We start from the raw sequence: 23,646 nt of genomic DNA, 5'->3' as shown, positions 1-23,646 counted from the left end.
GGAAGGCGGCATCACGCATCGCTGAAGACGTCGGCGTTCTTTACCAGCCGTCGATATTGGCCGAGGTGGCGGATCGCGTGCTGTTGCTGGCCGATGGCTTCGTAGAGGCGTGCGAGATTGAAGTGGCCGTCGGCGAGGCTCGGATCTTCCGTGATCGCCGATTGATAGGCTTCGAGCGCGGCTTGCGGACGGCCCAGATCTTCCATCAGTACGCCCAGATTGAACATGAGCACCGGATCGGGGCCGCACTGCTCGACGGCGCGCCGATAGATGTGTTCGGCGTCGCGGGTTTCGCCTTCTTCGTGCAGCAATCGGCCGAGGTTGGTCCAGGCGGCGCAATTTTCGGGATCGGCGTCGACGACGCGCTGGTAGGCCGCACGCGCTTCGCCGGGATTCGTTTCTTCCAGTTCGAGCGCGCGGTTGAACCATTCCTCCATGTCGGCAGGCTCGGGCTCGGCACGCTTCGCCGTTTCTTCCTTTCGCTCGACGACGCGCAGGACGCCGTTCTCGACGCTGACGTCGAACCCCAGAACGTATTGGCCGCTATCGGCGTGGAAGTGATTCTTGCCGTCGCGCACGACGACCTGGTCGCCGACGGCGCCGATGCTCAGGCCCGACAGGGGCGCTTCTTCAGGCAGATGCCGTCGCAGATCCTGCAGTGAACGATTGATGCGACGCGCAGGAACCTTGGCTTCGAGCAGCGTTCGCGCAGCACGCAACACGATGAGGTCCTGGAATGAGAAACGCAGCTCGCGACGCGGACCGCGCTCCGGCTTCACGAAACCGCTCTTGATCAGGCCGCGCAACGTACTGCGCGAGAGGCGCAGGATACGTTCGATGTCGGCGGCACTGTAGGTCTGCATGAAGGGGGTCGTGTGTCCAGCCGGAAAAGATTTCCACGGGGGGCACGGGGAGCATGGGGTCAGGATGTTCAATTCCAGAACCTCTTTACCCCGTGCGCCCCGTGTCCCCCGTGGAGAATCTTATCTCTTCGCGGCGCGGCGTGCGGTCTTCGCGGGCTGCTCGACGCGTTTGGGCGCCTTGCGCGGGCCGAGCTTCGAGGCGGTTTCCTTCGCGGCCTCGGTTTTTTCGAGACTTGCGCGCAGGGCTTCCATGAGATCGATGACTTTGCCGCCGGTTTCAGGCTGTGCTTCCGAGACGGAGATTTCCTGCCCCTCGACCTTCTTCTGGATCGCAGCTTCGACGCGGGCGCGGACATCGTCGGTGTAGGCCGCGGGATCGAAGGAGGTAGCCGACTGCTGATCGATGAGCTGGCGTGCGAGTTTCAGTTCCTGGGGCTTCACATCCATCTTGGCCACATCGAGTTCTGTCGCCGGTCGCACATCGGTAGCGAAGTAGAGCTGCTGCATGGTCAGCACATCGCCGACCGGACGCAGTGCCACGATGTGCGACTTGCCGCGCGAAGCCCAGTGGGCGACGGCGCAGCGCTTCGATTCCTTCAACGCTTCGACGAGCAGGGCGTAGGGCTTGGCAGCGCCTTTGTCCGGAGCTAGGTAGTAGGTCTTGTCGAAGTACACCGGATCGATGGCTTCGATCGGGACGAACTCGGAGATATCGACGGAGTGCGTGCCGACTTCCTCGAGCTGCTTGATCTCTTCGTTCGAGAACTGGACGTACTGGTCCTTCGCGAACTCGTAACCCTTCACCATCTCGTCGCGTTCGACGACCACACCTTCCTTCTGGCAGATGTACTGCTGCTTGAGGCGCGAACCGCAGGCCTTGTGCAGGAGGTTGAAGGAGATCGCGTTACCCGACTGGGTGGCGCTGTAGAGCTTGACCGGGATCGCAACGAGCCCGAAGGAGATGGTCAGTGAACCGATAGAACGTGCGGCCATGGCTGCCTCTTGTTTGCCCGTCTGGGTAGGAAATGCCTGGCCCCCAAGGACGTTCCGGCGGGCGCCTTACCGACGAGCTTGACCGTGATATTTCAACGCTTGCTTCCGAATACCTTCGCAAGGTTCTGTTTTATCGAAAGAACATCATGCCACCGGTCCCCTGCCTTTTCCAAGCGGTCGAGCACATTTCGCAGGGTAAAGTGCCCCGGTTCGGCCGCTTCCAGCTCTTCCCAGGTCAGGGGCATGGAAATTGGCGCCCCCGGGACACCCCGGGGGGAGTAGGCCACGTTGAGCGTCTTGCCCCGCACGTTCATGTTGTAGTCGATGAAGATCTTGCCCGTGCGCTTCACCACGGCCCATTCCATGGTGACCTCCTTCGGGTGCGCCTGCATGACGTGCCGGCCCACCATTTCGCAGATGTGGCGGGCCTCATCGAAGGTCACCGTGCGCTCGATCGGGACGAATACATGCAGGCCCGTCTTGCCCGAGGTCTTCACGCGGGCGGTCAGCGACATCTCCTTCAGCAGGTCGTTGATCCAGAACGCCACGCGCTTGCCGACCGCGAAGCCTTTCTTGTTCAGCTCCGGCTCGGCGCCCTTGGCCTCCTTGCCCGAGTAGATGTACGGGTCGATGTCGAAGACGAGGTAGTCGGGATAGTTCAACACCGACGACTCCATCGCTTCGATCGAGCTGTCGTAGTCCGTGCTCTTGCTCTTCGAGTCGGCTGCGACTTTTGCGCGCGAGTGCCAGATGTGGAATTCCAGCGTGCCGATCTGGCCGAGCCACAGAAGGGTTGGCAGATTGTTGCCCATCACGTACTCGTGGCGACCTTCCTTGTGCTCGGAGAAGACCGAGACTGTCTCGACGAATTCGGGCTTCGCCTGTTCCCAGTGCTTCTGGAAGAAACGCTCGCCATCGATGCCCTCGGGCATGCGAATCATCGTGAGTGGCCGATCCCGCAGGTGCGGCAGCATGAACGGCGATACGCGCGCCAGGTAGCGCAGATACTCGCGCTTGGTGATCGGCGGAGTCTTGCCGCTCTTGTCGCCCGGCCAGTATTCGCGGTCGAGATTGGTGAGCCTGAGCTTCCAGTTGTCGAGGACGAGCTCCAACTGCTGCGACTTGTTGTCGAGCTGCTGCACGACCCGCTCGATGTCGTTCGCGGGGGTCTTCGCCGCCTTGGTTTTCGCAGGCTTGCTGTCCGGACCGCTGCGCACTTCCTTCGCTTCGATGTCATCGCGAAGCCGCAGGAAAACCGGGCTGCGCAGATGGCCGTCCGGTGTCCACGCATCGAACTGGATCTCCGCGACCAGATCGGGAGTGAGCCAGGTCGCCGGCGCGTTCAGCGGCGGTTTGCCGACGAAAGGCGACTCCTTCGTTTCGAGCGTACTGGCCAGCGCAAGGAACTGCTTGATCGACTGATCCGTGAATCCGGACCCCGAGTGACCGACGTAGTGGAGCTGCTTGTTCTTGTAGTAGCCGAGCAGCAGCGCGCCGAGCTTGCCGCGTCCTCCGCGTCCCTCGGTATAGCCGCCGACGACGAAGTCACCGGTTCGAGTCGACTTGTACTTGACCCATGTCGCAGCGCGCTTGCCCGGCTGATACACGCTGTCGCGTCGTTTTGCCACGATCCCTTCGAAGCCGCTGGCGAGCGAGGCGCCATACATCTGTTCGGCGTTGTCCGAGGTGTGAATCAGCTGCACGTGCGCTGAGGGCAGCAGGCATTGCGTCAGGTAGCGGCGGCGTTCTTCGTACGTCGCGCCGCGAAGATTCATGCCCGCGAAGTGCAGCAGATCGAAGCAGAGGAAGATCACCGGGTTCTCGCGCCGCGCGGCTGTCAGTTCTTTCGTGCTCTTGCGCTGGGCGCGATTCTGCAGGGCATGGAACGACGGACGACCGTCACCATCGAGCGCCACGATCTCGCCGTCGAGCAGCATCGTGTCGATGCATTGCCGCTGCAGGTCCTCGACGACTTCCGGGAACATCGGCGTCAGGTCGATACCGCGCCGCGATTGCAGGAACACTTCGCCGTTGTCGATGTAGGCGAGCACACGGTAGCCGTCGAGCTTCGGTTCGTAGCTCCAGTCGGCCTGCGTCATGGGATCCTCATCGCCGGATTCCGCGAGCATCGGCGAGAGGTTCCGCGGCAGGGACTCCGCCGGGCCAGCCGGAGCGAGCAGGCCCGCGGAGAATCGCTCACGCGCAGCGACAGCCGCGATCTCATCCAGGGTGGCACCTGAAAGAACCGATGTGTTCTGCGCGAGCAGGGTATCGGGGCCGACGAACCGATCCTTGTGCTTGATCAGAAGCCACTGCTTGTCCGTCGTCGTGCGGACCAGCGCGAAGGAACCTTTCAGTTTCTCGCCGCGCAGGAAGATGCTGAGCTTGCCGTTCGCGAGTTCCCGACGCAGTCGTTCTTCCGCTTCCTCGCGGTCGCCGAACGAGTACTCGCTGCCTTCGTCCGGCGAATACACGCCGCAGTCCCAGACGATCACATTGCCGGCGCCGTATTCCTTCTCCGGAATCACGCCTTCGAACGACGCGTAATCGAACGGATGATCCTCGACTTCGACCGCAAGCCGCTTCTCGCCTGGCTGCAATGACGGGCCTTTCGGAACCGCCCAGGATTTCAGTACGCCGTCGAGCTCGAGCCGGAAGTCGTAGTGCAACCGCCGCGCCGCATGTTTCTGCACGATGAAGAGCAGGGGTCCTGTGCGCGTGACGACTTTCGGCCCGGGCTCCGGCGTCTTCGTGAACTTGCGCTTCTGTGCGTACTTCTCGAGCGGGCGTTTCATGACAAGAGCAAGAAGGGATTTTCCACGGGGGACACGGGGATCACGGGGGCGGAACTAGGTATCCATGCCGGAACCCGATCGCTGGGCGATATGCATTCTCTCTTCCCCGTCTCTTCATTCCAGCTTGCCAATGAAGCGCCACACCGCGACCAGGACGCCAAAGCCGAAGTACAGGCCGAACAGTGCGATCAGCATCAGCAGCGCCATCTGGAAAGTGATCACGTGCTTGATGAGCAGCGCCATCACCAGCACGATGAGCGCGCAGAACGACGCCACGACTGCGGCGACGATCCTGAGCTTGCGTGTGTCGGTCATGAGTCACTGCAGTGACTGGAGCCACGACGCGACGGCTTGCTGTGCTTCTTCACGGACCTGCGCGTCCTTGCGGCCGCTGCGGGCAGGTACGTGGAAGGAGTGATCCGCATCCTGCAGGATGTGCAGTGTCGCGCGCGGCACCAGTCGGCCGATGATCGGCTGGAGCAGATCGAGCGAGGCGAGATCGTCATTCGTGCCCTGGACGAACAGCATCGGGATCGCGATATCAGCGAGATGCTGGGCGCGTTCGATGCCCGGCTTGCCCGCCGGGTGTAAAGGGAATCCGAGAAAGACCAGGCCGCGAACGTTGGCCAGCGGGGCAATCGCCTGCGCTTGCGAAGTCATTCGACCGCCAAATGACCGGCCACCCGCGATCAGTGGCATTGACGGCATCCGTTCCCGCGCCGCCTGAACGGCAGCACGAACTGTCGCGTGACAGAGCGGCGGAGGATCGGGGCGCTTCGAGCCGCGCTCCATGTATGGAAACTGGTACCGCAGCGTCGCTATGCCCATGCTCGCGAAGCCCTCTGCGAGCGAAGACATCGAAGCGTGCGCCATGCCGGCACCCGCGCTGTGCGCGAACACGTAGCAGGCGCTCGCCGTGGGCGGCTGAATCAGCAGCCCCGAGACCGTCTGAGATTCACTGACCCGAAGCGTAAGGGGCTCTGCAGCCGGAACTTCCATCCGGCGAGGCTACACCAGCTGTCGAAACTGGCACAGCCTCGCCCGCCGGACACATCCGTCATGCCCGCGAAAGCGGGCATCCATCCGGTCAACAGATGGACTCCCGCGTACGCGGGAGTGACAGGAGGCTTCTAGAAATCCACGTTCAGCCGCGCGTACCAGAACCCGCCGTTGAAGCCGTACGGCGAGATACCGGGATAGATCGCACCGCTGTTGATCTCCGGGTTCGGGAACTTGTCAGGGTACGTGTCGAAGGCGTCCTGGGCTCCGATGCTGATCGTGTAACGATCCGCGATCGTGTAGGCCGCCTCGACATCGAACAGGACTTTCGCGCCGTATTCGCCATCGAAAGTACCGCTTGCGTCGGCGCCGATCTCGAGCGCGGAGATGAACGAGTCGTAGTAGCTCGCGCGGGCGAGGAAGCGCCACGGGCCGATCGCGTGGGTGCCGGTAAGCACGGCACGGTACTCGGGCAGTTGATCCTCGAGCTGGATCTTTCGAGTCTGATCGGCGAGCGCCGTGATCTCCTCCAGTTCGGTCTTGGTCCAGTTCACGGCCAGCGTCACGGTCGAATCGCCGCCGCCCATCGCGAATGCCGTTGAAGCAACGAAGTCGATGCCCTGTGTCGTCGTTTCGAAATCGTTGGTGAAGAACTGGAACGCTGTCAGCGTCGTGGCACCGGGCACGCCTGCCTCGTTCAGTCGATCGAGGATCTCGGCCTGCTCGGGGTCCGTGCGATCGATTGCGATCAGGCTGCTCAGCGCGATGCGATCCTTCAGGTCGATGGTGAAGTAGTCGATCGTGATGTCGATCGGCCCCGCGTTGAAGGTCGTGCCGATGGTCCAGTTCACCGACTCTTCCGGTTCGAGCGGCACGGCGCTGAAGGCGCCATCGGATGCGACTTCCGCCAGTTCGATCGCGATCGGATTGGTCGGCGGCAACACGCCGGTTTCGTTCAATTCACCGTTCACCATCTGCGTGATCGTGCGCACGATGTTGGCTTGTCCGGGTGTCGGCGCTCGGAAGCCTGTGCTGACGGTCGCGCGCAATGCCCACGAATCGGTCAGCTCGTAGCGCGCGGAGAGCTTGCCGTTCGTGGTGGTGCCGAAGTCATCGAAATCTTCCCAGCGCGCCGCCGCGCCGAGAATGAGCTTCTCCGTGATGTCCGCTTCGAGATCGATGTAGACGCCCATGCTCTGGCGCGAGAACGTACCTTCCGATTGCGGACCGAAGCCGCTGAAGCCGTTCGATCCCGAGCTGAAGCCCTGTTCGGCGTACGGGCCGATCTCGTAGGACTCGAGCTGGCCTTTCTCGATCTCGAACTCCTCTTCGCGCCACTCCGCACCGAAAGCGATGTTGAGCGGCGAGGCGAACGCGCTGATTTCCACCGGGTATGAGAAGTCCGCGTTCACGCTCGTGTCGGTCTCGTGGTTGACGCCGGGATTGAAGCGAGTGGGGCTGTCCGGGCCGAGCGAAGCATTCACGGTGTTGTAGATGAGGTACTGGACGTCCGAGCTGCCGTAGCCCGCGCTGAAGTCGTAGCGCAGACCGCCGCCGAGCTCGCCTTTGACCCCAGCCACCAACGACGTGTCGACGATCTCGCCACCGAATCGCGGTGTGAATCCGCCCGGGAACCATTCGTTGAAGGCGAAGCACTCTGCGTCGAGCGCGCCACCGGAGGAAATCTGCGCGAGTGCCGCGGCGTTCGGCACGTTGTTGGTGATCGCGATCGTAGGGCAGGTGATTGCGTTATCGGGATTGGCGTCACCGACCAGCAGCGTCGCGCCGCCGTCATTGGAGAACACTGCGCCGCGCGTGTTCGGATTGCGATAGAAGAATCCGCCATCGATCTCGCGCTTGCCGTAGTTGCCGAAGGCGTAGGCCTTCGCGGACTCGCCGATGTCGAAGCCCGTGTTCGCGAAGAACTTGATGGATTCCGTGATCTCTGGCTGACCCCAGACCATCGCAGGGACGGCGACCGCGGTATTGCCCGCATCGATCAGTGCCTGAGCATCGGCACGCTGCGCGCTGCGCGACGTTGCGTCGCCTTCGCTGTACTCGAGACTGAAGTTGGCGAAGCCGCTGGCTCCGAGCGGCAACCCTACGTTTGCAGCCGCGAGCATCGTACCGCCGTCGCCTTCGTAGAACTCGCCGTAGCGCGTTTCGAACGCCGCGCCGTCGGAGGCGTCTTTGAGCTCGAAGTTGATGACGCCTGCGATTGCATCGGAGCCGTACTGGGCGGCCGCGCCATCGCGCAGTACCTGCACCTGCTTCAATGCAATGCTGGGGATCGGACCGACGTCGACGCCCTGCGCGCCGTCGGAGATGCCATCGCCGAGGAAGTTGATGACGCCGCCGCGGTGACGGCGCTTGCCGTTCACGAGGATCAGCGTGTTGTCCGGCGGCAGTCCGCGCAGATTCGCGGGGCGGATGAGGCTCGACTCGTCGTTGATCGGCTGCTGCGACACGTTGTACGAGGGCACCAGGCTTCGCAACATGTTGTCCATTTCCGGAGTGCCGAGCCGTTTGAAATCCTCGCCGGTGATGAGGTCGACCGGGGCAACGGTTTCCGTCGCGCTGGTCGTGCGGCGCGAGCCGATGACCATGATCTCTTCGAGTTTCTCGCCCGAGTCGGCCGCGAGCGCGACATCCGTGAGGACGACACTCGTACCGCCGATGAGGGCCAGTGCTGCGACACGCCGTGAAATGGCTTGCCTGTTCATAACGCAGATTCTCCCGTGTAGTTGTGAGACCCCGTTGCGTGCTGGCGCCTCGGCCGCCTCCAGTGGCTGCCTCGCTTCGGCTGTCTGCGCAGGCAGACCGCGTGGCTGTGCGATCCCGGGCGACGCTGCGTTACGTCGTTGGCTTTGGATCGCGATTTCCTTGCGCGTTGCGCACGCATCGCTGCGGCCGGTCATGCGATGTCGTTGCGGTGACAACGCTGGCGGTCGCGAGCACGCGGTCTGTTGCAATAAGCCGGCCAGTTCGGGGTCGATTCGGGAATCCGTGCTTCGAGGTGGCTCGCACCGTCGCAAACCGCTGGTTTTCAAGGCGTTTGAGAGCCGTCGCGGAAGGCGGCGGCTGTGGCGGCCGCGCGACGGGGATTCGCTACGGCGGCGGGAGCGCGGTGCGGAAGAGGGTTGCTGCAGCAGGAGCAATACTCGTTGGTGCAGCAGCCTACGGAAGTGCCCCACCTTGGGCACTGCGTTCTTCCTGTGGGTCCGACTTTAGTCGGACGTCAGGGCCGAAGGCCCTCTGTCGCTGGCGCGATAAGGTCCGGCTAAAGCCGGACCCACAGCCAGAACCCGGCCCATGACTACTTCGGCGCGCGAGCGAGCGTGACTTCGATCTCTACGAGCATGCCGGGTGCCACAAGTCCTGCCACCTGCACGGTCGAGCGTGTGGGCAGATTCGGCTGTGTCGGGGTGCCGAAGTATTGCGAGTACGCTTCCATCATCCCGGCGAAATCCATCCGGCCCTGCTTCGCCGGATCACCGACGAGATAGACAGTCATGGAAACGACATCGCCGAATCCGAGCCCGAGCGACGTGAGCGACTCCTCGATGCGCTTGAAGACACTTAACGTCTGCGCCTTCGTGTCGCCCCAGTACGCAGCGCTGCCTTCAGGCGCTTTGGGATCGGCGGGCGCCGGCGTCATGCCGCTGTGAAATATGAAAGTGCTGCCCGGAGGCACTTCGATCGCCCGCGCAATTGGAAATTTTGATCCGCCGCCGAGCGGATGCCGCACGATGTCGGCTGCGTGCGCCGACGCGCACAGTGAGATGGCGCCGAATGCTGTCAGCACGCCGGCCTGTCGAACGAACTTCAATCCAGTCATGAGAACCCCGCAGGTGGCGCCGAGGATCAGCGCAATGTGTTGATGTAAGCGACGACGTCGGATGCGGCCTGGGCATCCGGCAGCGTCAACGCGATAGCCCGCATCTGCGTTCCTGGGCCTTCCGGCTCAGCGGTTCCGCGGATGCCGCTCGCATAGTTGCGCAGTTGCGCCAGCAGATACCAGTCCGATGCGTTCGCGAGGGCGGGGGCCTGCATCGCCGCGTTCCCTTCGCCTCGCGCGCCGTGGCAGGCTGCGCACTGCTCATACAGCGTCCGGCCGCGTTCGACGTCCCCGGCGACAGTCGGCGCGGGCGGTCGCACTTCGAACGAGCGCACATGTGCAACAGCGCGATCGATCGCAGCGTCATCGGTGAGTGAGGCGGCCACGGCACGCATCTCATTGCCGCGTTCATCGGCCTCGTGCGTGCCTCGCCAGCCAGCGCGGAAGATTTCGAGCTGCCGGCGCAGGTACGCGGCATCGAGGCCTGAGATCTTTGGCGCACGCACGGCGGGGTTGCCGTTGCCGTTCGTGCCGTGACAGAGCGCGCACTGCGACAGATCGACATCGTCCGCGAGCGCTACGGATATTGTTGTCACGAACAGCAGCGTCGCGAAGAGGGGCCGGCTCATGCAGCCACCACGGTCGCCATGCCGCGAACCCGCCGGTCGATGTCCGATATCGCATGGAACGCAGAGTGGATCGCGCCTTCCTGCCAGCCCGGGTGATAGCTGACCTGATCGCCGATCAGATAGTGATTGCCGATCGGCGCCTGGGCCCGCTTGAACCATTGCGATTGCAGCGACTCGTCCCATTGCGCGGAGCAGCCGAGCATGTGATTCATGCGATGCCAGCAGATGCTGATGCCGTTCTCGATGTGTTCGCGATAACCGGGATGCACTTTCTCGCCCTGCTGAAGCGCGAGCTCGACGCGCTGTGCGTGCGTGAGGCGAGCGAAGCGATCACCGGAGGCATCGTCGAAAGTGTAGGCGCCGAGGAGGATGCCCTTGTCGCGATGAATCCCGTGCGCCGGATACCAGATCTGCAAGATGTCCTGCATCGTCCACGAGATGCCGCCGTAGATGCCTTCGCGTTCCCAGAAGCGCTCGCGCGCCTGCAGCCCGATCTTGAAGAGTTTCCCGCGCGGGATGGCGGAGAAGCAGCCGGAGTAGTCCGCTGGAAAGTTGTGCTCGAGACCCGCCAGCAACTGCGTCGGAATGCTGTTGAGGCAGAAATCGGCGTGAATCGTCCGCTTGCTGTCGTTGCGAGCGTAGACGATTTCGACGCCGTTCTCTTGCAACCGCACGGACTGGACGATGGCGCGCGTCTGAACGAGCGAGCTGATCTTGCTCATGAAACCCGCCACGATCCGGTCCATGCCGCCGACGGGTTCCATCATCATCGCGGCCTGATCGTCGGCTTCGCCGAAGCTCATGAGGTACATGAAGCGGGATTGCAGCAGCTCCTTGAAATCGATCGGTGTGCGGTGGGGTTCGGGCTGCGTGTAGTCGTAGGAGACGAGGCCGGCGCGCGTCGCGCTTCGATAGCGGAACTGCGGATCGAGCTCGCCGAACTGCCGCAGAAACTCCAGCAGTCGGCCGTGATCAGTCGCGGTGAACGGTCGATCGAGCTGCTCTGCTTTCAGCGACTTCGCCATGAGCTCGGCCATGAATCCGCGCGCGTCAGCCATGTATTCGCGATTGCGGATGCGCTGGCCGCCGAGCATCGAGTCATCCTGCACCCAGGCGTTGCGGTTGTCGTTCACGAAGGGCGCGAGTTGCACGCCGAACTCGCGGCAGTAGCTCAGGAGCGAAGCATGGTGTCCGGGAATGCGCGCGGGGCCGGCGTTGAAGTACAGATCGGGATCACGATCGAACCGGCAGATCTGGGGTTGTCCGATCTCATCGACGAGATCGCCTCCGCGGACAGTGAGGTTTCTGCCGCCGACGCGATGCGAGGCCTCGAGCACGGTGACTTCGTAGCCCTTGCGGCTCAGTTCATACGCGGCAGTCAGCCCTGCAATGCCGGCTCCGAGAATGACGACGGACTTGCTGCCGGCGCGCGCGAGGGGTGCGAGATCGGGGCGCCGCATCGGCTGGACCTGAGGCGTGAGGCCCAGTCCAAGTGCTGCTTGGTACACGGCTGTCGATCCACCCACTGCACCGACCAGGTGCAGAAACCGGCGTCGCGACAACAGGCCATCTGCGGACATCAGCGCCCCCTGGTGAACATCAATGCTGTCACCATTCAATCTGCGTGCCAGCGCATGCGACCGCGCTTCGCCTGCGATTTTTCAATGACGCGACGAAGCGATTGCACCGTCACGGCACAGGGGCGGTGCGCGAATGAACCGGCGACGTGCGAGCTGCGGCTTGCGCGATCCCTCGTTGCCGTGGATCAATGCGGGACATGTTCCAGATACGACCCGCGACACTCGAAGAGAAACCCCTGCTGCAGGCGCTGATTGCGCGGTCCGCGCGCGGGCTCAGCACGCAGGACTACTCGCCGCAGCAGATCGAAGGTGCTTTACGCGGCGCGTTCGGTGTCGATACGCAGCTCATTCTCGACGGTACGTACTTCGTTGCCGAGGAAGCGGGGCATTTGGTGGGTTGCGGCGGATGGAGTTATCGCCGGACGCTGTTCGGCGGAGACGCGCGTGCCGATCGGGAAGTCGGTGACCTGGATCCCGAGAAGGATGCTGCGAAGATCCGGGCGTTCTTTGTCGATCCGGATCATGCGCGGCGCGGGATCGGGAAGGCGATTCTGGAAGCGTGCGAGCGCGCGGCGCGAGCGCGGGGATTCACGAGATTCGAGATGATGGCGACGCTGCCGGGAGTGCGTCTGTATGAAGCGTGCGGCTACCAGGCAGACGAGCGAGTGTCGTACCCGCTGGGCGCCGAGCTGTCGATCGAGTTCGTGAGGATGTCGAAGGCGGGCTAGGTGCGAGTCCGGATCCTCCTTCTGGCCAGCAGCTAGTGGCTAGCTGGCTAATGGCTGGCCGCCCTGCCATCTCACCACAAACCTCGCTCCTCCCAACGTCGCCGCTTCCACCGCCGCGCTCCCCCCATGCCATTCCACGACCCGTTGGACGATGGCGAGTCCCAGTCCGAATCCGGACTTGTGCTGTGGCGTGTGGTCGAGTTGCACGAACGATTCGAAAACGCGCTCGCGATCCGCTTCGGGCACCCCGGGACCGTCGTCCTCCACGCTGAGGGTGTATCGCGTGTCGTCTTCGACGGCGAATCTCACGACGATTTTTTCGCGCGCGTAACGCAGTGCGTTGTAGACGAGATTCCGCAACACCGTTTCCATGAGATGCGCGTCGCAACGAACGCGGGTCGCTGCGGGGTCAACTTCGCAGATCAGCGCAAGTGACGTGCGGCTGGTGCGTCGTACGGATTCCGTTACTGCAGGAAGAATGGTCGTGAAATCGTGTCCGGCGAGATTGAGCGCGACCTCCGCGCGTTCGAGGATCGCGTAGTCGAGCGTTGCCGTGACGAACGCATTGAGCTCGGTGATGTCGGTGTTGATGTTGGTCAGGTGCTCGGCCATTTTCTCGGGCGAGGTCGCCGATCGGGCGACTTCCACTTCGAAGCGCATGCGGGCGAGCGGTGTCTTGATCTCATGCGACATCGCGTGCGACATGTCCTTGTGCGAACGGATCAGCCCGTCGATTCGCGCCGCCATGCGCTGGAAGGCCTGGGCGAGCGGATGGATCTGCGATCGTGGACTGATGTCTGCGTTGAACTTCCAGTTGCGATTGCCGAACGTGCTCGTCGCGTGTTCGAGGCGCTGCAGATCGCGCCGCAGCGGCCAGAGCCACATCATGATCACCAGCGCGATGGCTGCGTAGAACATGAAAGCGAGCGTCCAATCGAGAGCACCTCGACGCGGCTCGTGAGGTACGTAGCGAAACGCGAGCACCGCGGGATCGCCGTTCACTTGCTTCAGCATCCACGTCTGTCCGGTGGCCGCGCTCATGTACGCCACGTCGCCACGCGAGAGGCTCGCGAGAATATCGTCGCCCGCGATGTCCTTGAGGTCGAAGAGCTCGATGTCGACGGCGCTATCGTGTGCGAGGTCCTGGACGAATTCGCGGCGCCGATCGGCGGGCAGCGCGCGCAACTGTGATTCGAGCACATCGAGCATCGCAACCTGCGATGGGTTCTCAGCGGCGATCTCCACCGGGTTGCGTTTTGCGTAGGCCTGCCAGAGGCGCTCCTGGCCCCAGCTGACGGCCGCCAGCGTTGCAACGATCAGGAGATATAGCTGCAGGAAGTGCCGCGTCATGCGGAGGGATTCAAGCCGTTTCCCAGGCTTCCGACACGAACATGTAGCCGTGTCCCCAGACGGTCCGGATCTTTTCGGGACTGCCTGTGTCGCCGAGCTTCTTGCGCAGATGCGAAATACGCACGTCGAGGGTGCGGTCGAGACCGTCGTAGTCGCGACGATACAGTTGCTGGTAGAGCGTCTCGCGCGACTGGATCTGCCCCGCGCGGGTCGCGAGGAAGAAGAGCAGGTCGAATTCATTGCTGGACAGCGACACTGGCTGGTCGCCCAGCGCTACGGATCGTGCTGCGCTGTTTATGGACAGCGTGCCGAATCGCAGGGTTCGGCCGTCCGCGGCGCCCGGCGCTCGTCCCCGCCGCAACAACGCCTGAATGCGTGCGACGAGCACGCGCGGCTCGACAGGCTTGATCACGTAGTCATCAGCGCCCAGCTCGAGTCCGACGACGTGATCGATGTCGCTGTCGCGCGCCGTCAGTATCAGAATCGGCGCGGAGTAGATCGTCCGCAGCTCGCGGCAAACGGAAAAGCCATCCTTCACCGGCAGCCCGAGATCCAGGATCACGACATCGGGATTCTCCCTCTGTACGCGCTCGACGACGCGATCGCCCCGATTCTCCACGTTCACGCGAAAACCATTGGCGGTGAGATACGTCCGCACCAGCTCAGCGAGCCGGGCGTCATCTTCGACGAGGAGAACGAGGGGGGTGGTGGGGGAGTTCATGAGAAGTGGATGGCGGATAGCGGATAGCGGATAGCGGATAGCCAGAGGCTTTGATGTCGAGTTCAGCATGCAATGGATCGATCGGGCTTCCTTCGTTTTTGACCATCCGCCATCCGCTATCCGCTATCCAACTTCTAGTAAAGAAGATTCCACGGCTGGCGCCGTTTGCGGCGCAGCTGCAGGGCCTGCTTGATCACGGCGATCGTTTCCGAGACCAGCACCTGCCGCAGCTGTGGGTCGCGCAGTTCGACCGTCAGGTCTCTTTCGAACGACAGTTCGACGTTGTAGGTGCCGTTCGAAAAATTCTCCCAGCAGCGCTTGATGTCCGGCCGGTCGACGATGACGAGGCACAGGGATTCGTCTTTCGGCGCGCGCCACTGAGCCCGGATCGTGGTCTCGCAGACGTTGTCGTCGGCGGAAAGCGTGCAGACCCGCGGCTGCAGTTCGAGCGTGATGTTCTCGTGCTGGACCTGGCTGGCCGCGTTCGCGACGCCACAGGCCAGGGCGGCGAGGGCGATCGCGCTAAAGAATCCTGAATACGACGCCGGCGAACGCCGTGGTGACGCCGTCGTCGGAAACGATCGGGCTGTCAGCGATGGAGCTGCCGAGGCGCTCGTAGTGGATGAACGCGTTGACGCTCCAGCGGTCCGACAGGGCTCGTGTATACCCGAGCTTGAGGAACGGGCTGAGTGCCGATCCCGGCTCATACAAACCATCGACCCCATAGTAGTAGTGGACGAGCTCGGCGCTCTTCCAGGTCAGTCCCGCGCTGATCACCAGTGAATGTTCGGACTGGATGATAGGGGCAGCCACCGCTGCGCGCACCTCATATCCGTCGTGCCGGCCGGTGACTTCGTAGAGGGCGTCGACCTGGCCCACGAAATTTCCGTACTGGAACAGCCATTCGGGGCCGGCCAGGTAGGTTGTGCGGCGGGGACGGACGTCGAATTCCTGCGAGAAATCCTCCTGCCCGAGCAGCGGGGCGGCCGCGGAAACCGCGCCGGTGGCGCCGCTGACGAAGAAATTCTGCAGGTCGTCGCGATAAAAGAACACGCGGTCGTAACCGGGCGACGCGATGAGGTTGAATGTGTTGGACTCGCCTTCGTGGAGCGTGAATCCGAGGTCCAGGTTCTCGAGGAAGAACCGTTTTCCGTAGTAGCTGATCTGGGGAATGATCACCAGCGGGATGTCGGACTCGCCCAGCACCGGATTCGATCGGGACCCGGCGCCCAGCGAGACACTGAGCTTCAGCTGGCCGACTTCCACGCAATCGGTCGACGGTGCGGTGCAGCCGCCGCTGGCGGGTGCCGCGAGCACAGGGGCGCTGAACGCTGCGAGCAGCAGCGCAATCGCCGGTGAGGCGGACAACGATTTGTGCCCGAACCCGTGCATCGATGAATGGTTCCTGAATCCTTCGGTCCGGAATGGACGCGAGTCAATTGTTGCAGAGTCGTCCCGGGCGGTGTGTAGAACGTTCTTAGACATTTGTAACGCAAATGTACGTTCCCGCTCCGGGTCTCGAAACCGTCGGCCAGGCCGTTACATCTTTTACAAAAGGGGCACAGATCCGATCCCCGATCGCGGCGACGATGGAGTCGCTGGAGACTGATCGACAGGTATACAAGGGGAGCATCGTTTCCATCATGGCACCGGCTTTCACCCGCCTATTGCTCGCCGTGCTTTCGACGGCAGGACTCGTCGCTTGCGCTGACGCAGGCTACGAGCGGCTGTCCGGTGCGCTGTGCGACGACCTGCCGCCTTCGCTGCGCAATGCGGGTACGCCATCGCAGGATCAGTCGCAGGCGCGTGATGTCGCGGAAGGGCCGGGGACTTCAGTCGGCGCGCCCTCGGTTCAGCCTCCGACTGAACCTCTGGAAACGCTCGACATGGCGCCCGCGGTTTTCGTGATCGATGAGTTCGTGACGAGCGCCGGGCAGACCACCAGCTTCTGAAGGCCTTCAGCCGCGCAGGTGCTGGTTGAAGAATCCGATCGTCCTTCCCCACGCGAGTTTGGCCGCCGCTTCGTCGTATCGCGGCGTCGTGTCGTTGTTGAAGCCGTGCTGCGTGCCCGGATAGGTGTGAGCTTCGTAGGGAACGTTCGCGGCCTTCAGCGCCGCTTCGTACGCCGGCCACTGCGCGTTGATGCGCTCGTCGGTTGCTGCGAACTGAATCAGCAGCGGCGACTTGATCTTCGGCACGTCTTCGAGTGGTGCCGCTGAGCCATAGAAGGGCACGGCCGCGTTGAGATCGGGTACGCGCGTTGCGAGGAAGTTCGCGATGCCGCCGCCATAGCAAAAGCCCACCACGCCGAGCTTTCCATTCCCTTCCGGCAGCGCCTTCAGATAGCGCGCAGTCGCGACGAAGTCTTCGCGCGTCTTCGCCTGGTCGAGCTGGCCAAACAGTTCGCGCGCTTTGTCTTCATTTCCCGGATATCCGCCGACCGGGAAAAGCGCGTCCGGCGCAACCGCGATGAAGTTGTCGAGGGCGACGCGTCTCGCGATGTCCTCGATGTGCGGATTGAGACCACGATTCTCGTGAACGACGAGGACCACGGGAAGTTTGCCCTTCGCATCCGTCGGTCTCGCGACGTACGCATGGACCTTGCCGTATCCCGGCGCGGGGATCTCGACGAACTCCGTTTTCAATCGCGGATCCGACGGCGCGATCTGCTGGGCCTGTGCGAACTGGGGGCTCAGCGCTTCGAGCAGCCCGGCAGCAGTCAGGCCGCCGACGGCGAACTTCGCTGCCCCGTCGAGGAATCCGCGGCGCGTGAGCTGGCCATGGACGTATTGGTCGAAGAGGCGGAGGACTTCGGGAGAGAAATCACTCGATGTTTTGCGGGACATGGGAGGCTCGTTGAGAAGCTGTTAGCCGGCTAGCCACTGGCAGCTAGCCAGAGGGAGAACTCGGAAAAGGGGCGCTCGTCCGGCCGCATCATAGTTCTTCTCTTTATCCGGGCTAATAGCTTGTCGTTTGCCGGGTATTACTTCGCAGCGACGCGCGGGCGTCCGCATCTGGTCTGGTTGTGGGTCCGGCTTCAGCCGGACGTCATCGCGCCACCGACAGAGGCCTGTCGGCCCAACGCGGGTTGTCTGGCTTGTCCTGATTGTGGGTCCGACTTTAGTCGGACGTCATCGCGAAGCGACAGAGGCCTGTCGGCCTGACGTCCGGCTAAAGCCGGACCCACAACAAGAGCTGCCCGCTGTTGCCTAGTCCGCCGCCACGCTCCCTCTTTGAATGCTCGCCTCCATCTGCTCCAGCTCCGGGCTCAGCCACTTTCGCTTGCGGGCGAGATTGATCATCTTCAGCGCATTCCTGGTGTCGTTGTCATTGAGCTCGGTGCGCACTGCCTGCGGGTATGAAGAGATCAGCCGTTCCTTGAGCAGCGGCAATCCCGGTGCCATCGCGACCGCGGACGCGGCGCGATCGTATTCGTCCGTCGCCGCATCTGCCGCACGAATGTCATACGGCTTGCGCTCGATGAGCTCGTACGCTTTGGCTACGTGGCGCGCGGCCTTCTCGAGATTGGCTGCCTGACGTCGTGTCAGTTCCGTCGGGCTCGCCTCGAGCGCGGCGAGCTGGCTCTGAAGTTCGACGAGCTTCGGATGACCCGGCTGCACCCACGCGATCTGCGGGATCAGGCGGCGCAAAGCATCGGCATCGCGAACAGACCGGGCGTGCTCGGCTTCCTGAGCGAGCACGTTCGCAATGCGCTGCTTGCCGGCCATCGCCTCGGGCTGCCCGGGCTGCAGTTGAAGGACTTCCTGGTATCGGTCGGCCGCGCTCGCGCCTGAGGGCAGAGCCAGCGAGCCCTGTGCGTACAACGTCTGCGCGGACGCGAGCAGCTTCTCAATCTGTTCCTGCTTCGCTGCTTGCGCCGCAGCCTGTTGTTCCGCTTCGCGCCTGCGCTGCTGCTCCAGTTGCCGCTGCCGTTCGGCCTGTCTCTGCGCTCGTGCTTCCGCAAGCTGGGCGATACGCGCGGCTTCGGCAACAGGGTCGAGCTCTTCCGCGATCGCCTCCGGTTCTGCTGTAGCCACTGGAGCTGGAGCGATCGAGCTGTCTGCTGTTTGCTCCCTCAGCGATGGGGAGGCGGTCGCCGCCGCTGGTGTGGCCGCCACGAGCGCCGGCGCTCGTGCGACTTGCTCTTCGGGCGATTCATTGCTCTGTACGCGGATCAGGATCGCGACGAGCAGGAGTGCCGCGACTCCGGAGCCGATCCCCATTGCCGTGCGCTTGTCGATCGCGGGCTTCGACGGCGTGATTTTCGACCACGGGATCTTCGGCAGCGGCGGGACCCTGGTCCACAGGTCCTTCAGTTGCGTGGAAAGCGTAATGACCGATGCCTTCGCCTTCGCTGGCAGTGTTCGAAGCAACGGCGCCGACCTGAGTTCCTCCGGGAGCGGCCGCAGCAGGGTCACATCAGCGGTGCGGTAGTGAGACTCGAGATGTCGCAGCGCCTTCAATATCTCCGAGCCGCTCGCAAAGCGTTCACCGCGTTCCTTTGCGGTGAGCTTGTTGAGGAACGCCTGGTACATCGCGAGGTTTGCTGGCAGCGTCGGTAACGGCTCGCTCAGATGCTTCAGCGCGACCGACAGCGTCGAGTCGGCGCGGAACGGCACGGTGCCCGTCAGGATTTCGTAGCAGACGATGCCGAGCGAATAGAGGTCGGAACGGCCATCGAGTTCCTGTCCCTTCACCTGTTCCGGGCTCATGTAGCTCGGCGTGCCGACAAGCATGCCGGCCATCGTGAGCGACGTGCCGCTGTCGACGGCGCGTGCGATGCCGAAATCGGTGAGAACCGGTGTGCCGTCCTCGCGAAAGAGAATGTTCTCGGGCTTGATGTCCCGGTGCACGAAGCCCTTGCGATGCGCCAGGTCGAGTGCGGGGCAAAGCGCCATGCACACGTCACTGACCAGTTGCGGACTGCCGAGGCCCTGCAGGATGCGTTGCTTGAGATCTCCGCCCGGCAGGTATTCCATCGACAGGTAGTGATACGGCTTGTGCTCGCCGACATCGAATACAGGCACGATCGATGCGTGATGCATGTGCGCGACGATGCGCGCCTCGCGCATGAAGCGCGTCGTGAAGCTCGGATCCGAGTTGAGCAGCGGCGACATGATCTTGAGCGCCACTTCGCGCTCGAAGCTCTGCTGGATCGCGAGGTACACGGCGGCCATGCCGCCCTGGCCCAGCTTGCGTTCGATGCGATAGCCGGGAACGGTGATCGACTCGGACATTGGCACAGCATCCTGCTGTTCTCGGAGGGACGCCGAGTGTAGACGGTTTTTACCGAATGGGAGCCATCGGAACAGCCGCGATCCGCGGGTCCAACGCACCCGAACGGACGACCACGAGAGCGGATTGCTTACATCTCTCGCGACTCAGTCATGTCATGAACGGTGTGCGCACGAACGGCCAGTTCTTCCTGCCGTTCGCTTGCGACGAGTGCGCCGTCCCAGAGCGCCCAAACTCGCCTCGACTCCTTTCCTAACTAACCACTAACCGCCAACCGCTAACCGCTTCTCCTTAGGAACTGTCTCCGATCGCGCGCGTTGCCTTCTCGTCTCTCTTCTCGATAGCCAACGCAAGGAGAAGTTTCATGCCACGTTCCAGCACCGCGCGTCGCGCCTCGACCCGCACTGCGCGCAAAGATGCAATCAGCCTCCTGAAGGCTGATCACCGTCAGGTCGAGAAATGGTTCGGCGAGTTCGAAAAGGCGCGCGCCGACTCGCGCAAGACGCAGCTCGCTGCTCAGATCTGCCTGGCCTTGCGGGTCCATACGCAGATCGAAGAGGAGATCCTCTATCCCGCGTTCTTCGAAGCCACCGAGGATACGGAGCTTCATCACGAGGCGATCGTCGAACACGATGGCGCAAAGCGCCTGATCGAACAGATCGAAGCCTCCGGTCCGGACGAAGAATTCTTCGATGCCAAGGTGAAGGTCCTCTCCGAAATGATCAAACATCACGTCAAGGAAGAGGAGCAGCCCGGCGGCATGTTCGCCGAAGCGAAGAAGGCCAAGATGGATCTGAAGGAACTCGGTGAACAACTCGCAGCCCGTAAGGCGGAGCTGATGGGCGAGTCATCGGCGAACGGCAGAAAGCGGACGCAGCGGGGAACGCACGCGAATGCATGATTCGGAAGCGGGCTGGCCAGCTAGCTATCAGCTGGCAAGCCAGAGGGTGTAGTCAGTATCGAGTCATTCCCGCGCAAGCGGGAGCCCATCTGAATCTGCATCAGGATGGACTCCCGCCTGCGCGGGAGTGACGGAAAACTCATCGTCGATTGCGCGCGTCGCGCTGCTGCCCGCTCTCATAGTCGCCCCATCAGCAGGAGAACGATGAGCACGACGACCACGAGACCCAGCAGGCCGCTGGGACCGTAGCCCCACCCGGTGCTGTAAGGCCACGACGGCAATGCGCCTACGAGCAGCAGGATGAGAACGATGAGAAGAATGGTGCCCAGCGACATGACGGATCCTCACGACGTGATGTGCTGTGACAACGCCCATCGCTGTCGAAAGTTCGTGGGCGACGCAGGAACAATTGCGTATGGGTGATCTTTCCCTTCTGGCGATACATCTGCGGAGAGGATCAACGCATGGCGCGAACTGCGGCTCGGCGGCGTGAGGGGCAAAGACCATCCTCGACGGCTTCGGTGCATCGCAAGCTCCAGCGTGGGATCGACAGGAAGGATCAAAAGGCGCAGGCGAAGCAATCCGGCTCGGCGCCGCAAACAGGCGCGCGTCGATATCCAGTCCCGCCTTTTCCCAAACAGCACATCGCGAAACCTGGCAGCGAGGCGCAACTCGAGCCGGCACCGATGTACGACGCGCCCTTCTACAAAGGTTCGGAGAAGCTCCTCGATAAAGTCGCGCTGATCACCGGTGGAGACTCCGGCATCGGCCGCGCAGTCGCGACGTTGTTCGCGCGGGAAGGGGCCGACGTCGCGATCGTGTATCTGGAAGAACACGGCGACGCAAAGGAAACGCAGCGTGCCGTGGAGGAAGAAGGGCGCCGGTGCCTGCTGATCGCGGGCGATGTGACCGCGAAGGCGTTCTGTGCCAAGGCCATCGAACAGGTCGTCGACGAGTTCGGTCAGCTGGACATTCTCGTGAACAACGCGGCGTTTCAGTTGCACGCGAAGTCCATCGAAGACATCACCGAGGAGCATTTCGACGAAACGCTCAAGACCAATCTCTACGGCTACTTCTACATGACGAAAGCGGCCGTGCCGCACCTGAAGCGGGGCGGCGTGATTCTGAACACGGGATCAGTGACTGGCCTGGAAGGGAGCAAGCACCTTCTGGACTACTCGACCACCAAGGGCGGCATTCACGCGTTCACGAGATCGCTGGCGGGCCAGTTGATCGAACGCGGTATTCGCGTGAATGCAATTGCGCCAGGCCCCGTGTGGACGCCGCTCAACCCGGCCGACAAGAAGGCCGCTGACGTGTCCAAGTTCGGCTCGGATACGCCGATGAAACGTCCGGCGCAACCGGAGGAGATTGCACCGGCGTATGTGTTTCTGGCCTCGTCGCAGTGCTCGAGTTACATCACGGGCGAGATCCTGCCGATCATCGGCGGGTATTAGGCCTGTGGGTCCGACTTCAGTCGGACGTCATGCGAAGCACTCCGTCATTGCCGCGAAAGCGGGAATCCATCCTATCCGAATCCGGATGGACTCACGCTTTCGCGCGAGTGACATCACGCCCCCGTCAGCTGCGCCACGCTCGTCACCACGAACACCAACCCCAACCGCAGGATGACATCACCGCTCAGAAACTCCGCGGGCGCATGAATCCATCGTCGACGCTCGTAACCGCGGAAGATGAACGCGCACGCCAGCGTCGAAAGCAGCACAGCCAGGCGGTCCTGAAAGACCGTATCGACGAGCAATCCAACCGACGGAACCAGCAGCAACGTTCGCCAATAGGCAGCCGGTGCCACGAGAGGACGTAGAAGGGTCTGCATGAACACTCATCTCGACTTCGACGGCGCGCATCATCCCGAATCCGCGCGCGCATCTGCGTTTGACAGTCGATTATTGAGAATGCGCACGCACTTGCGATCGTCGGGGTTGACAACGACGAGTGGCGTGCTGCTCCCTGGAGTCGTTGCGGTGGATTCAGGTGTCATGCCTTTGACACGGCCCAGGCATTGGAGAAGGTACTCGCACAGTCTCCAGCTGAGCCGAGGACATGCGGTTCCCCCTAGTATTCACGGGGTTTCCCTATTTGTTCTCCATAGTGCCCTGTGATGGCATCGCCAGTGCGAACCACTTCAGGGGGTGGGCGATGCCAGAACAACAACCGGGCAATGCAGGCGTCGATCTCGATTTGCTGCCGCTCGCCGCGCCATGTCGAGTGCTTGCGCCGTCTGCGCCGCTTCACTGGCTGCGCATGGGATGGAGCGACTTGCGCCGCGCGGGTTTGCCGAGTCTTTTCTACGGAATGCTGCTCACTGCGCTGAGTGCGTTGATCGCGTACGCGACCTGGCGCTTCGGCACGCTTGCTTTGTATCTCGGCCTCGCGACGGGCTTCGTCTTCATCGGCCCGTTCCTTGCGATGGGCCTGTATTCCATCAGCTACCAGCTCGAGATCGGCCGCAAGCCCACACTCTCGTACAGCCTCCAGGAGGGTCGGTCGCATCTGCCGGATACACTCGTGCTCGGCCTCTGCCTGCTCGTCGTTCTTCTGGTCTGGGCCCGCGCCGCTACGGTCATGAGCATTTTTCAGCCCGATCATGCGATCGACGCGTGGACCGACCTGCTCGCCTACTTCGGCATCGGAGCGCTGGTCGGCCTGTTCTTCGCATCCATCGTTCTCGCCGCGACCGCATTCTCGCTTCCGATGCTGCTCGATCGACGCACGGATGCCATCACCGCGGTCGTGACCAGCATCAATGCGACGTTGCGTAACAAGCTGACGTTGGCGCTGTGGGGCGCGTTGATCGCGTGCCTCGTGTTGATCGGCTTCGCAACGTTCCTCGTCGGGTTCGTGATTCTGATGCCGCTCATCGGTCATGCGACATGGCACGCGTATCGCAGCGGGATCGATGCGTCGGCGTGGCCGCCGACGCATGAGGAGGCGGAAACGGTCAACCCTGCGCCAGATCGAGATCCTTGAATCTCACCAGCTGCTTGTACACT

At 62.7% G+C, this 23,646-nt stretch carries 22 protein-coding genes; 5 read left to right on the top strand and 17 right to left on the bottom strand.

All coding sequences use genetic code 11. The features are described from left to right. Nucleotides 1-11: 11 nt before the first annotated feature. From HNQ60_RS24660 to HNQ60_RS24620, 9 genes are all read right to left on the bottom strand, one after another. A complete protein-coding gene (locus tag HNQ60_RS24660) occupies nt 12-863 on the bottom strand; it encodes a tetratricopeptide repeat protein (RefSeq protein ID WP_184335438.1) in 852 nt (283 codons plus the stop codon). Nucleotides 864-983: 120 nt separating this feature from the next. Further along, nucleotides 984-1,856 carry a non-homologous end joining protein Ku gene (gene ku / locus HNQ60_RS24655; protein ID WP_184335437.1) on the bottom strand — a complete coding sequence of 291 codons (873 nt, stop codon included), beginning with the start codon at nt 1,854-1,856 and terminating at the stop codon, nt 984-986. A gap of 92 nt (nt 1,857-1,948) precedes the next feature. After that, on the bottom strand, nt 1,949-4,651 hold the full coding sequence (gene ligD, locus HNQ60_RS24650; RefSeq protein WP_184335436.1) for a non-homologous end-joining DNA ligase: 2,703 nt from the start codon (nt 4,649-4,651) through the stop codon (nt 1,949-1,951). Between the two features lie 114 nt (nt 4,652-4,765). Continuing rightward, nucleotides 4,766-4,966 carry a hypothetical protein gene (locus HNQ60_RS24645; RefSeq protein ID WP_184335435.1) on the bottom strand — a complete coding sequence of 67 codons (201 nt, stop codon included), beginning with the start codon at nt 4,964-4,966 and terminating at the stop codon, nt 4,766-4,768. A 3-nt stretch (nt 4,967-4,969) separates the two neighbouring features. Next, nucleotides 4,970-5,650: an alpha/beta hydrolase family protein gene (locus HNQ60_RS24640; protein ID WP_184335434.1), complete on the bottom strand. Its 681-nt coding sequence runs from the start codon at nt 5,648-5,650 to the stop codon at nt 4,970-4,972. Between the two features lie 131 nt (nt 5,651-5,781). Next, nucleotides 5,782-8,373: a TonB-dependent receptor plug domain-containing protein gene (locus tag HNQ60_RS24635; protein ID WP_184335433.1), complete on the bottom strand. Its 2,592-nt coding sequence runs from the start codon at nt 8,371-8,373 to the stop codon at nt 5,782-5,784. Between the two features lie 593 nt (nt 8,374-8,966). Further along, nucleotides 8,967-9,488 carry a RidA family protein gene (locus tag HNQ60_RS24630; protein WP_184335432.1) on the bottom strand — a complete coding sequence of 174 codons (522 nt, stop codon included), beginning with the start codon at nt 9,486-9,488 and terminating at the stop codon, nt 8,967-8,969. Between the two features lie 26 nt (nt 9,489-9,514). After that, on the bottom strand, nt 9,515-10,117 hold the full coding sequence (locus HNQ60_RS24625; RefSeq protein WP_184335431.1) for a c-type cytochrome: 603 nt from the start codon (nt 10,115-10,117) through the stop codon (nt 9,515-9,517). Beyond that, complete coding sequence (locus tag HNQ60_RS24620) at nt 10,114-11,697, bottom strand: flavin monoamine oxidase family protein (protein ID WP_184335430.1); 1,584 nt, start codon at nt 11,695-11,697, stop codon at nt 10,114-10,116. The genes HNQ60_RS24625 and HNQ60_RS24620 overlap by 4 nt, the downstream gene beginning before the upstream one ends. Before the next feature lie 197 nt (nt 11,698-11,894). Between HNQ60_RS24620 and HNQ60_RS24615 the strand changes: the two genes are divergently transcribed. Further along, nucleotides 11,895-12,425 carry a GNAT family N-acetyltransferase gene (locus HNQ60_RS24615; RefSeq protein WP_221304424.1) on the top strand — a complete coding sequence of 177 codons (531 nt, stop codon included), beginning with the start codon at nt 11,895-11,897 and terminating at the stop codon, nt 12,423-12,425. Between the two features lie 39 nt (nt 12,426-12,464). Here HNQ60_RS24615 and HNQ60_RS24610 read toward each other — a convergent pair whose 3' ends face one another. The 4 genes from HNQ60_RS24610 to HNQ60_RS24595 all read right to left on the bottom strand — a co-directional run bounded on the left by HNQ60_RS24610 (nt 12,465) and on the right by HNQ60_RS24595 (nt 15,888). Then, complete coding sequence (locus tag HNQ60_RS24610) at nt 12,465-13,775, bottom strand: ATP-binding protein (RefSeq protein ID WP_184335428.1); 1,311 nt, start codon at nt 13,773-13,775, stop codon at nt 12,465-12,467. Nucleotides 13,776-13,785: 10 nt separating this feature from the next. Then, nucleotides 13,786-14,496 carry a response regulator gene (locus HNQ60_RS24605; RefSeq protein WP_184335427.1) on the bottom strand — a complete coding sequence of 237 codons (711 nt, stop codon included), beginning with the start codon at nt 14,494-14,496 and terminating at the stop codon, nt 13,786-13,788. Between the two features lie 134 nt (nt 14,497-14,630). Continuing rightward, nucleotides 14,631-14,885, bottom strand: coding sequence for a DUF3019 domain-containing protein (locus HNQ60_RS28405; protein WP_407676467.1), 255 nt, complete (start codon nt 14,883-14,885; stop codon nt 14,631-14,633). A 133-nt stretch (nt 14,886-15,018) separates the two neighbouring features. Beyond that, the gene (locus HNQ60_RS24595; protein ID WP_184335426.1) at nt 15,019-15,888 is read right to left on the bottom strand and encodes a MipA/OmpV family protein; all 870 of its coding nucleotides are present in this window, start codon (nt 15,886-15,888) and stop codon (nt 15,019-15,021) included. 251 nt (nt 15,889-16,139) lie between these two features. Between HNQ60_RS24595 and HNQ60_RS24590 the strand changes: the two genes are divergently transcribed. Then, the gene (locus tag HNQ60_RS24590) at nt 16,140-16,448 is read left to right on the top strand and encodes a hypothetical protein (RefSeq protein WP_184335425.1); all 309 of its coding nucleotides are present in this window, start codon (nt 16,140-16,142) and stop codon (nt 16,446-16,448) included. A 6-nt stretch (nt 16,449-16,454) separates the two neighbouring features. Here HNQ60_RS24590 and HNQ60_RS24585 read toward each other — a convergent pair whose 3' ends face one another. Continuing rightward, entirely contained in the window at nt 16,455-17,342 is an 888-nt protein-coding gene (locus HNQ60_RS24585) for a dienelactone hydrolase family protein (protein WP_184335424.1), read from the bottom strand. 363 nt (nt 17,343-17,705) lie between these two features. Further along, the gene (locus HNQ60_RS24580; protein WP_184335423.1) at nt 17,706-19,733 is read right to left on the bottom strand and encodes a serine/threonine-protein kinase; all 2,028 of its coding nucleotides are present in this window, start codon (nt 19,731-19,733) and stop codon (nt 17,706-17,708) included. 362 nt (nt 19,734-20,095) lie between these two features. Between HNQ60_RS24580 and HNQ60_RS24575 the strand changes: the two genes are divergently transcribed. Next, nucleotides 20,096-20,632, top strand: coding sequence for a hemerythrin domain-containing protein (locus tag HNQ60_RS24575; protein WP_184335422.1), 537 nt, complete (start codon nt 20,096-20,098; stop codon nt 20,630-20,632). Between the two features lie 176 nt (nt 20,633-20,808). Here HNQ60_RS24575 and HNQ60_RS24570 read toward each other — a convergent pair whose 3' ends face one another. Continuing rightward, nucleotides 20,809-20,967, bottom strand: a complete 159-nt coding sequence (locus tag HNQ60_RS24570) for a DUF3309 family protein (RefSeq protein ID WP_184335421.1) — start codon at nt 20,965-20,967, stop codon at nt 20,809-20,811. A gap of 129 nt (nt 20,968-21,096) precedes the next feature. Between HNQ60_RS24570 and HNQ60_RS24565 the strand changes: the two genes are divergently transcribed. After that, a complete protein-coding gene (locus tag HNQ60_RS24565; RefSeq protein WP_184335420.1) occupies nt 21,097-22,089 on the top strand; it encodes an SDR family oxidoreductase in 993 nt (330 codons plus the stop codon). Nucleotides 22,090-22,202: 113 nt separating this feature from the next. Here the strand turns inward: HNQ60_RS24565 and HNQ60_RS24560 are convergent, their stop codons facing one another. Next, entirely contained in the window at nt 22,203-22,469 is a 267-nt protein-coding gene (locus HNQ60_RS24560; protein ID WP_184335419.1) for a hypothetical protein, read from the bottom strand. A gap of 323 nt (nt 22,470-22,792) precedes the next feature. Between HNQ60_RS24560 and HNQ60_RS24555 the strand changes: the two genes are divergently transcribed. Continuing rightward, nucleotides 22,793-23,623, top strand: coding sequence for a DUF2189 domain-containing protein (locus HNQ60_RS24555; protein ID WP_184335418.1), 831 nt, complete (start codon nt 22,793-22,795; stop codon nt 23,621-23,623). Nucleotides 23,624-23,646: the final 23 nt, after the last annotated feature.

It is taken from the genome of Povalibacter uvarum, assembly GCF_014202975.1.
In the GTDB taxonomy this organism is placed as follows: domain Bacteria; phylum Pseudomonadota; class Gammaproteobacteria; order Steroidobacterales; family Steroidobacteraceae; genus Steroidobacter; species Steroidobacter uvarum.
Note: the sequence above shows the minus strand (reverse complement) of the source record. Positions and strands in the feature narration are given on the sequence as shown.

Excerpts from the sequence above, each read along its gene's own strand:
- HNQ60_RS24590 (WP_184335425.1), top strand. The coding sequence starts at position 16,140 with ATGGCACCGGCTTTCACCCGCCTATTGCTCGCCGTGCTTTCGACGGCA.
- HNQ60_RS24630 (WP_184335432.1), bottom strand. The coding sequence starts at position 9,488 with ATGACTGGATTGAAGTTCGTTCGACAGGCCGGCGTGCTGACAGCATTC.
- HNQ60_RS24565 (WP_184335420.1), top strand. The coding sequence starts at position 21,097 with ATGGCGCGAACTGCGGCTCGGCGGCGTGAGGGGCAAAGACCATCCTCG.
- HNQ60_RS24585 (WP_184335424.1), bottom strand. The coding sequence starts at position 17,342 with ATGTCCCGCAAAACATCGAGTGATTTCTCTCCCGAAGTCCTCCGCCTC.
- HNQ60_RS24620 (WP_184335430.1), bottom strand. The coding sequence starts at position 11,697 with ATGTCCGCAGATGGCCTGTTGTCGCGACGCCGGTTTCTGCACCTGGTC.
- HNQ60_RS24660 (WP_184335438.1), bottom strand. The coding sequence starts at position 863 with ATGCAGACCTACAGTGCCGCCGACATCGAACGTATCCTGCGCCTCTCG.
- HNQ60_RS24570 (WP_184335421.1), bottom strand. The coding sequence starts at position 20,967 with ATGTCGCTGGGCACCATTCTTCTCATCGTTCTCATCCTGCTGCTCGTA.
- HNQ60_RS24615 (WP_221304424.1), top strand. The coding sequence starts at position 11,895 with ATGTTCCAGATACGACCCGCGACACTCGAAGAGAAACCCCTGCTGCAG.
- HNQ60_RS24595 (WP_184335426.1), bottom strand. The coding sequence starts at position 15,888 with ATGCACGGGTTCGGGCACAAATCGTTGTCCGCCTCACCGGCGATTGCG.
- HNQ60_RS24555 (WP_184335418.1), top strand. The coding sequence starts at position 22,793 with ATGCCAGAACAACAACCGGGCAATGCAGGCGTCGATCTCGATTTGCTG.
- HNQ60_RS24560 (WP_184335419.1), bottom strand. The coding sequence starts at position 22,469 with ATGCAGACCCTTCTACGTCCTCTCGTGGCACCGGCTGCCTATTGGCGA.
- HNQ60_RS24580 (WP_184335423.1), bottom strand. The coding sequence starts at position 19,733 with ATGTCCGAGTCGATCACCGTTCCCGGCTATCGCATCGAACGCAAGCTG.
- ku (WP_184335437.1), bottom strand. The coding sequence starts at position 1,856 with ATGGCCGCACGTTCTATCGGTTCACTGACCATCTCCTTCGGGCTCGTT.
- HNQ60_RS24640 (WP_184335434.1), bottom strand. The coding sequence starts at position 5,650 with ATGGAAGTTCCGGCTGCAGAGCCCCTTACGCTTCGGGTCAGTGAATCT.
- HNQ60_RS24625 (WP_184335431.1), bottom strand. The coding sequence starts at position 10,117 with ATGAGCCGGCCCCTCTTCGCGACGCTGCTGTTCGTGACAACAATATCC.
- HNQ60_RS24635 (WP_184335433.1), bottom strand. The coding sequence starts at position 8,373 with ATGAACAGGCAAGCCATTTCACGGCGTGTCGCAGCACTGGCCCTCATC.
- ligD (WP_184335436.1), bottom strand. The coding sequence starts at position 4,651 with ATGAAACGCCCGCTCGAGAAGTACGCACAGAAGCGCAAGTTCACGAAG.
- HNQ60_RS24645 (WP_184335435.1), bottom strand. The coding sequence starts at position 4,966 with ATGACCGACACACGCAAGCTCAGGATCGTCGCCGCAGTCGTGGCGTCG.
- HNQ60_RS24610 (WP_184335428.1), bottom strand. The coding sequence starts at position 13,775 with ATGACGCGGCACTTCCTGCAGCTATATCTCCTGATCGTTGCAACGCTG.
- HNQ60_RS24575 (WP_184335422.1), top strand. The coding sequence starts at position 20,096 with ATGCCACGTTCCAGCACCGCGCGTCGCGCCTCGACCCGCACTGCGCGC.
- HNQ60_RS24605 (WP_184335427.1), bottom strand. The coding sequence starts at position 14,496 with ATGAACTCCCCCACCACCCCCCTCGTTCTCCTCGTCGAAGATGACGCC.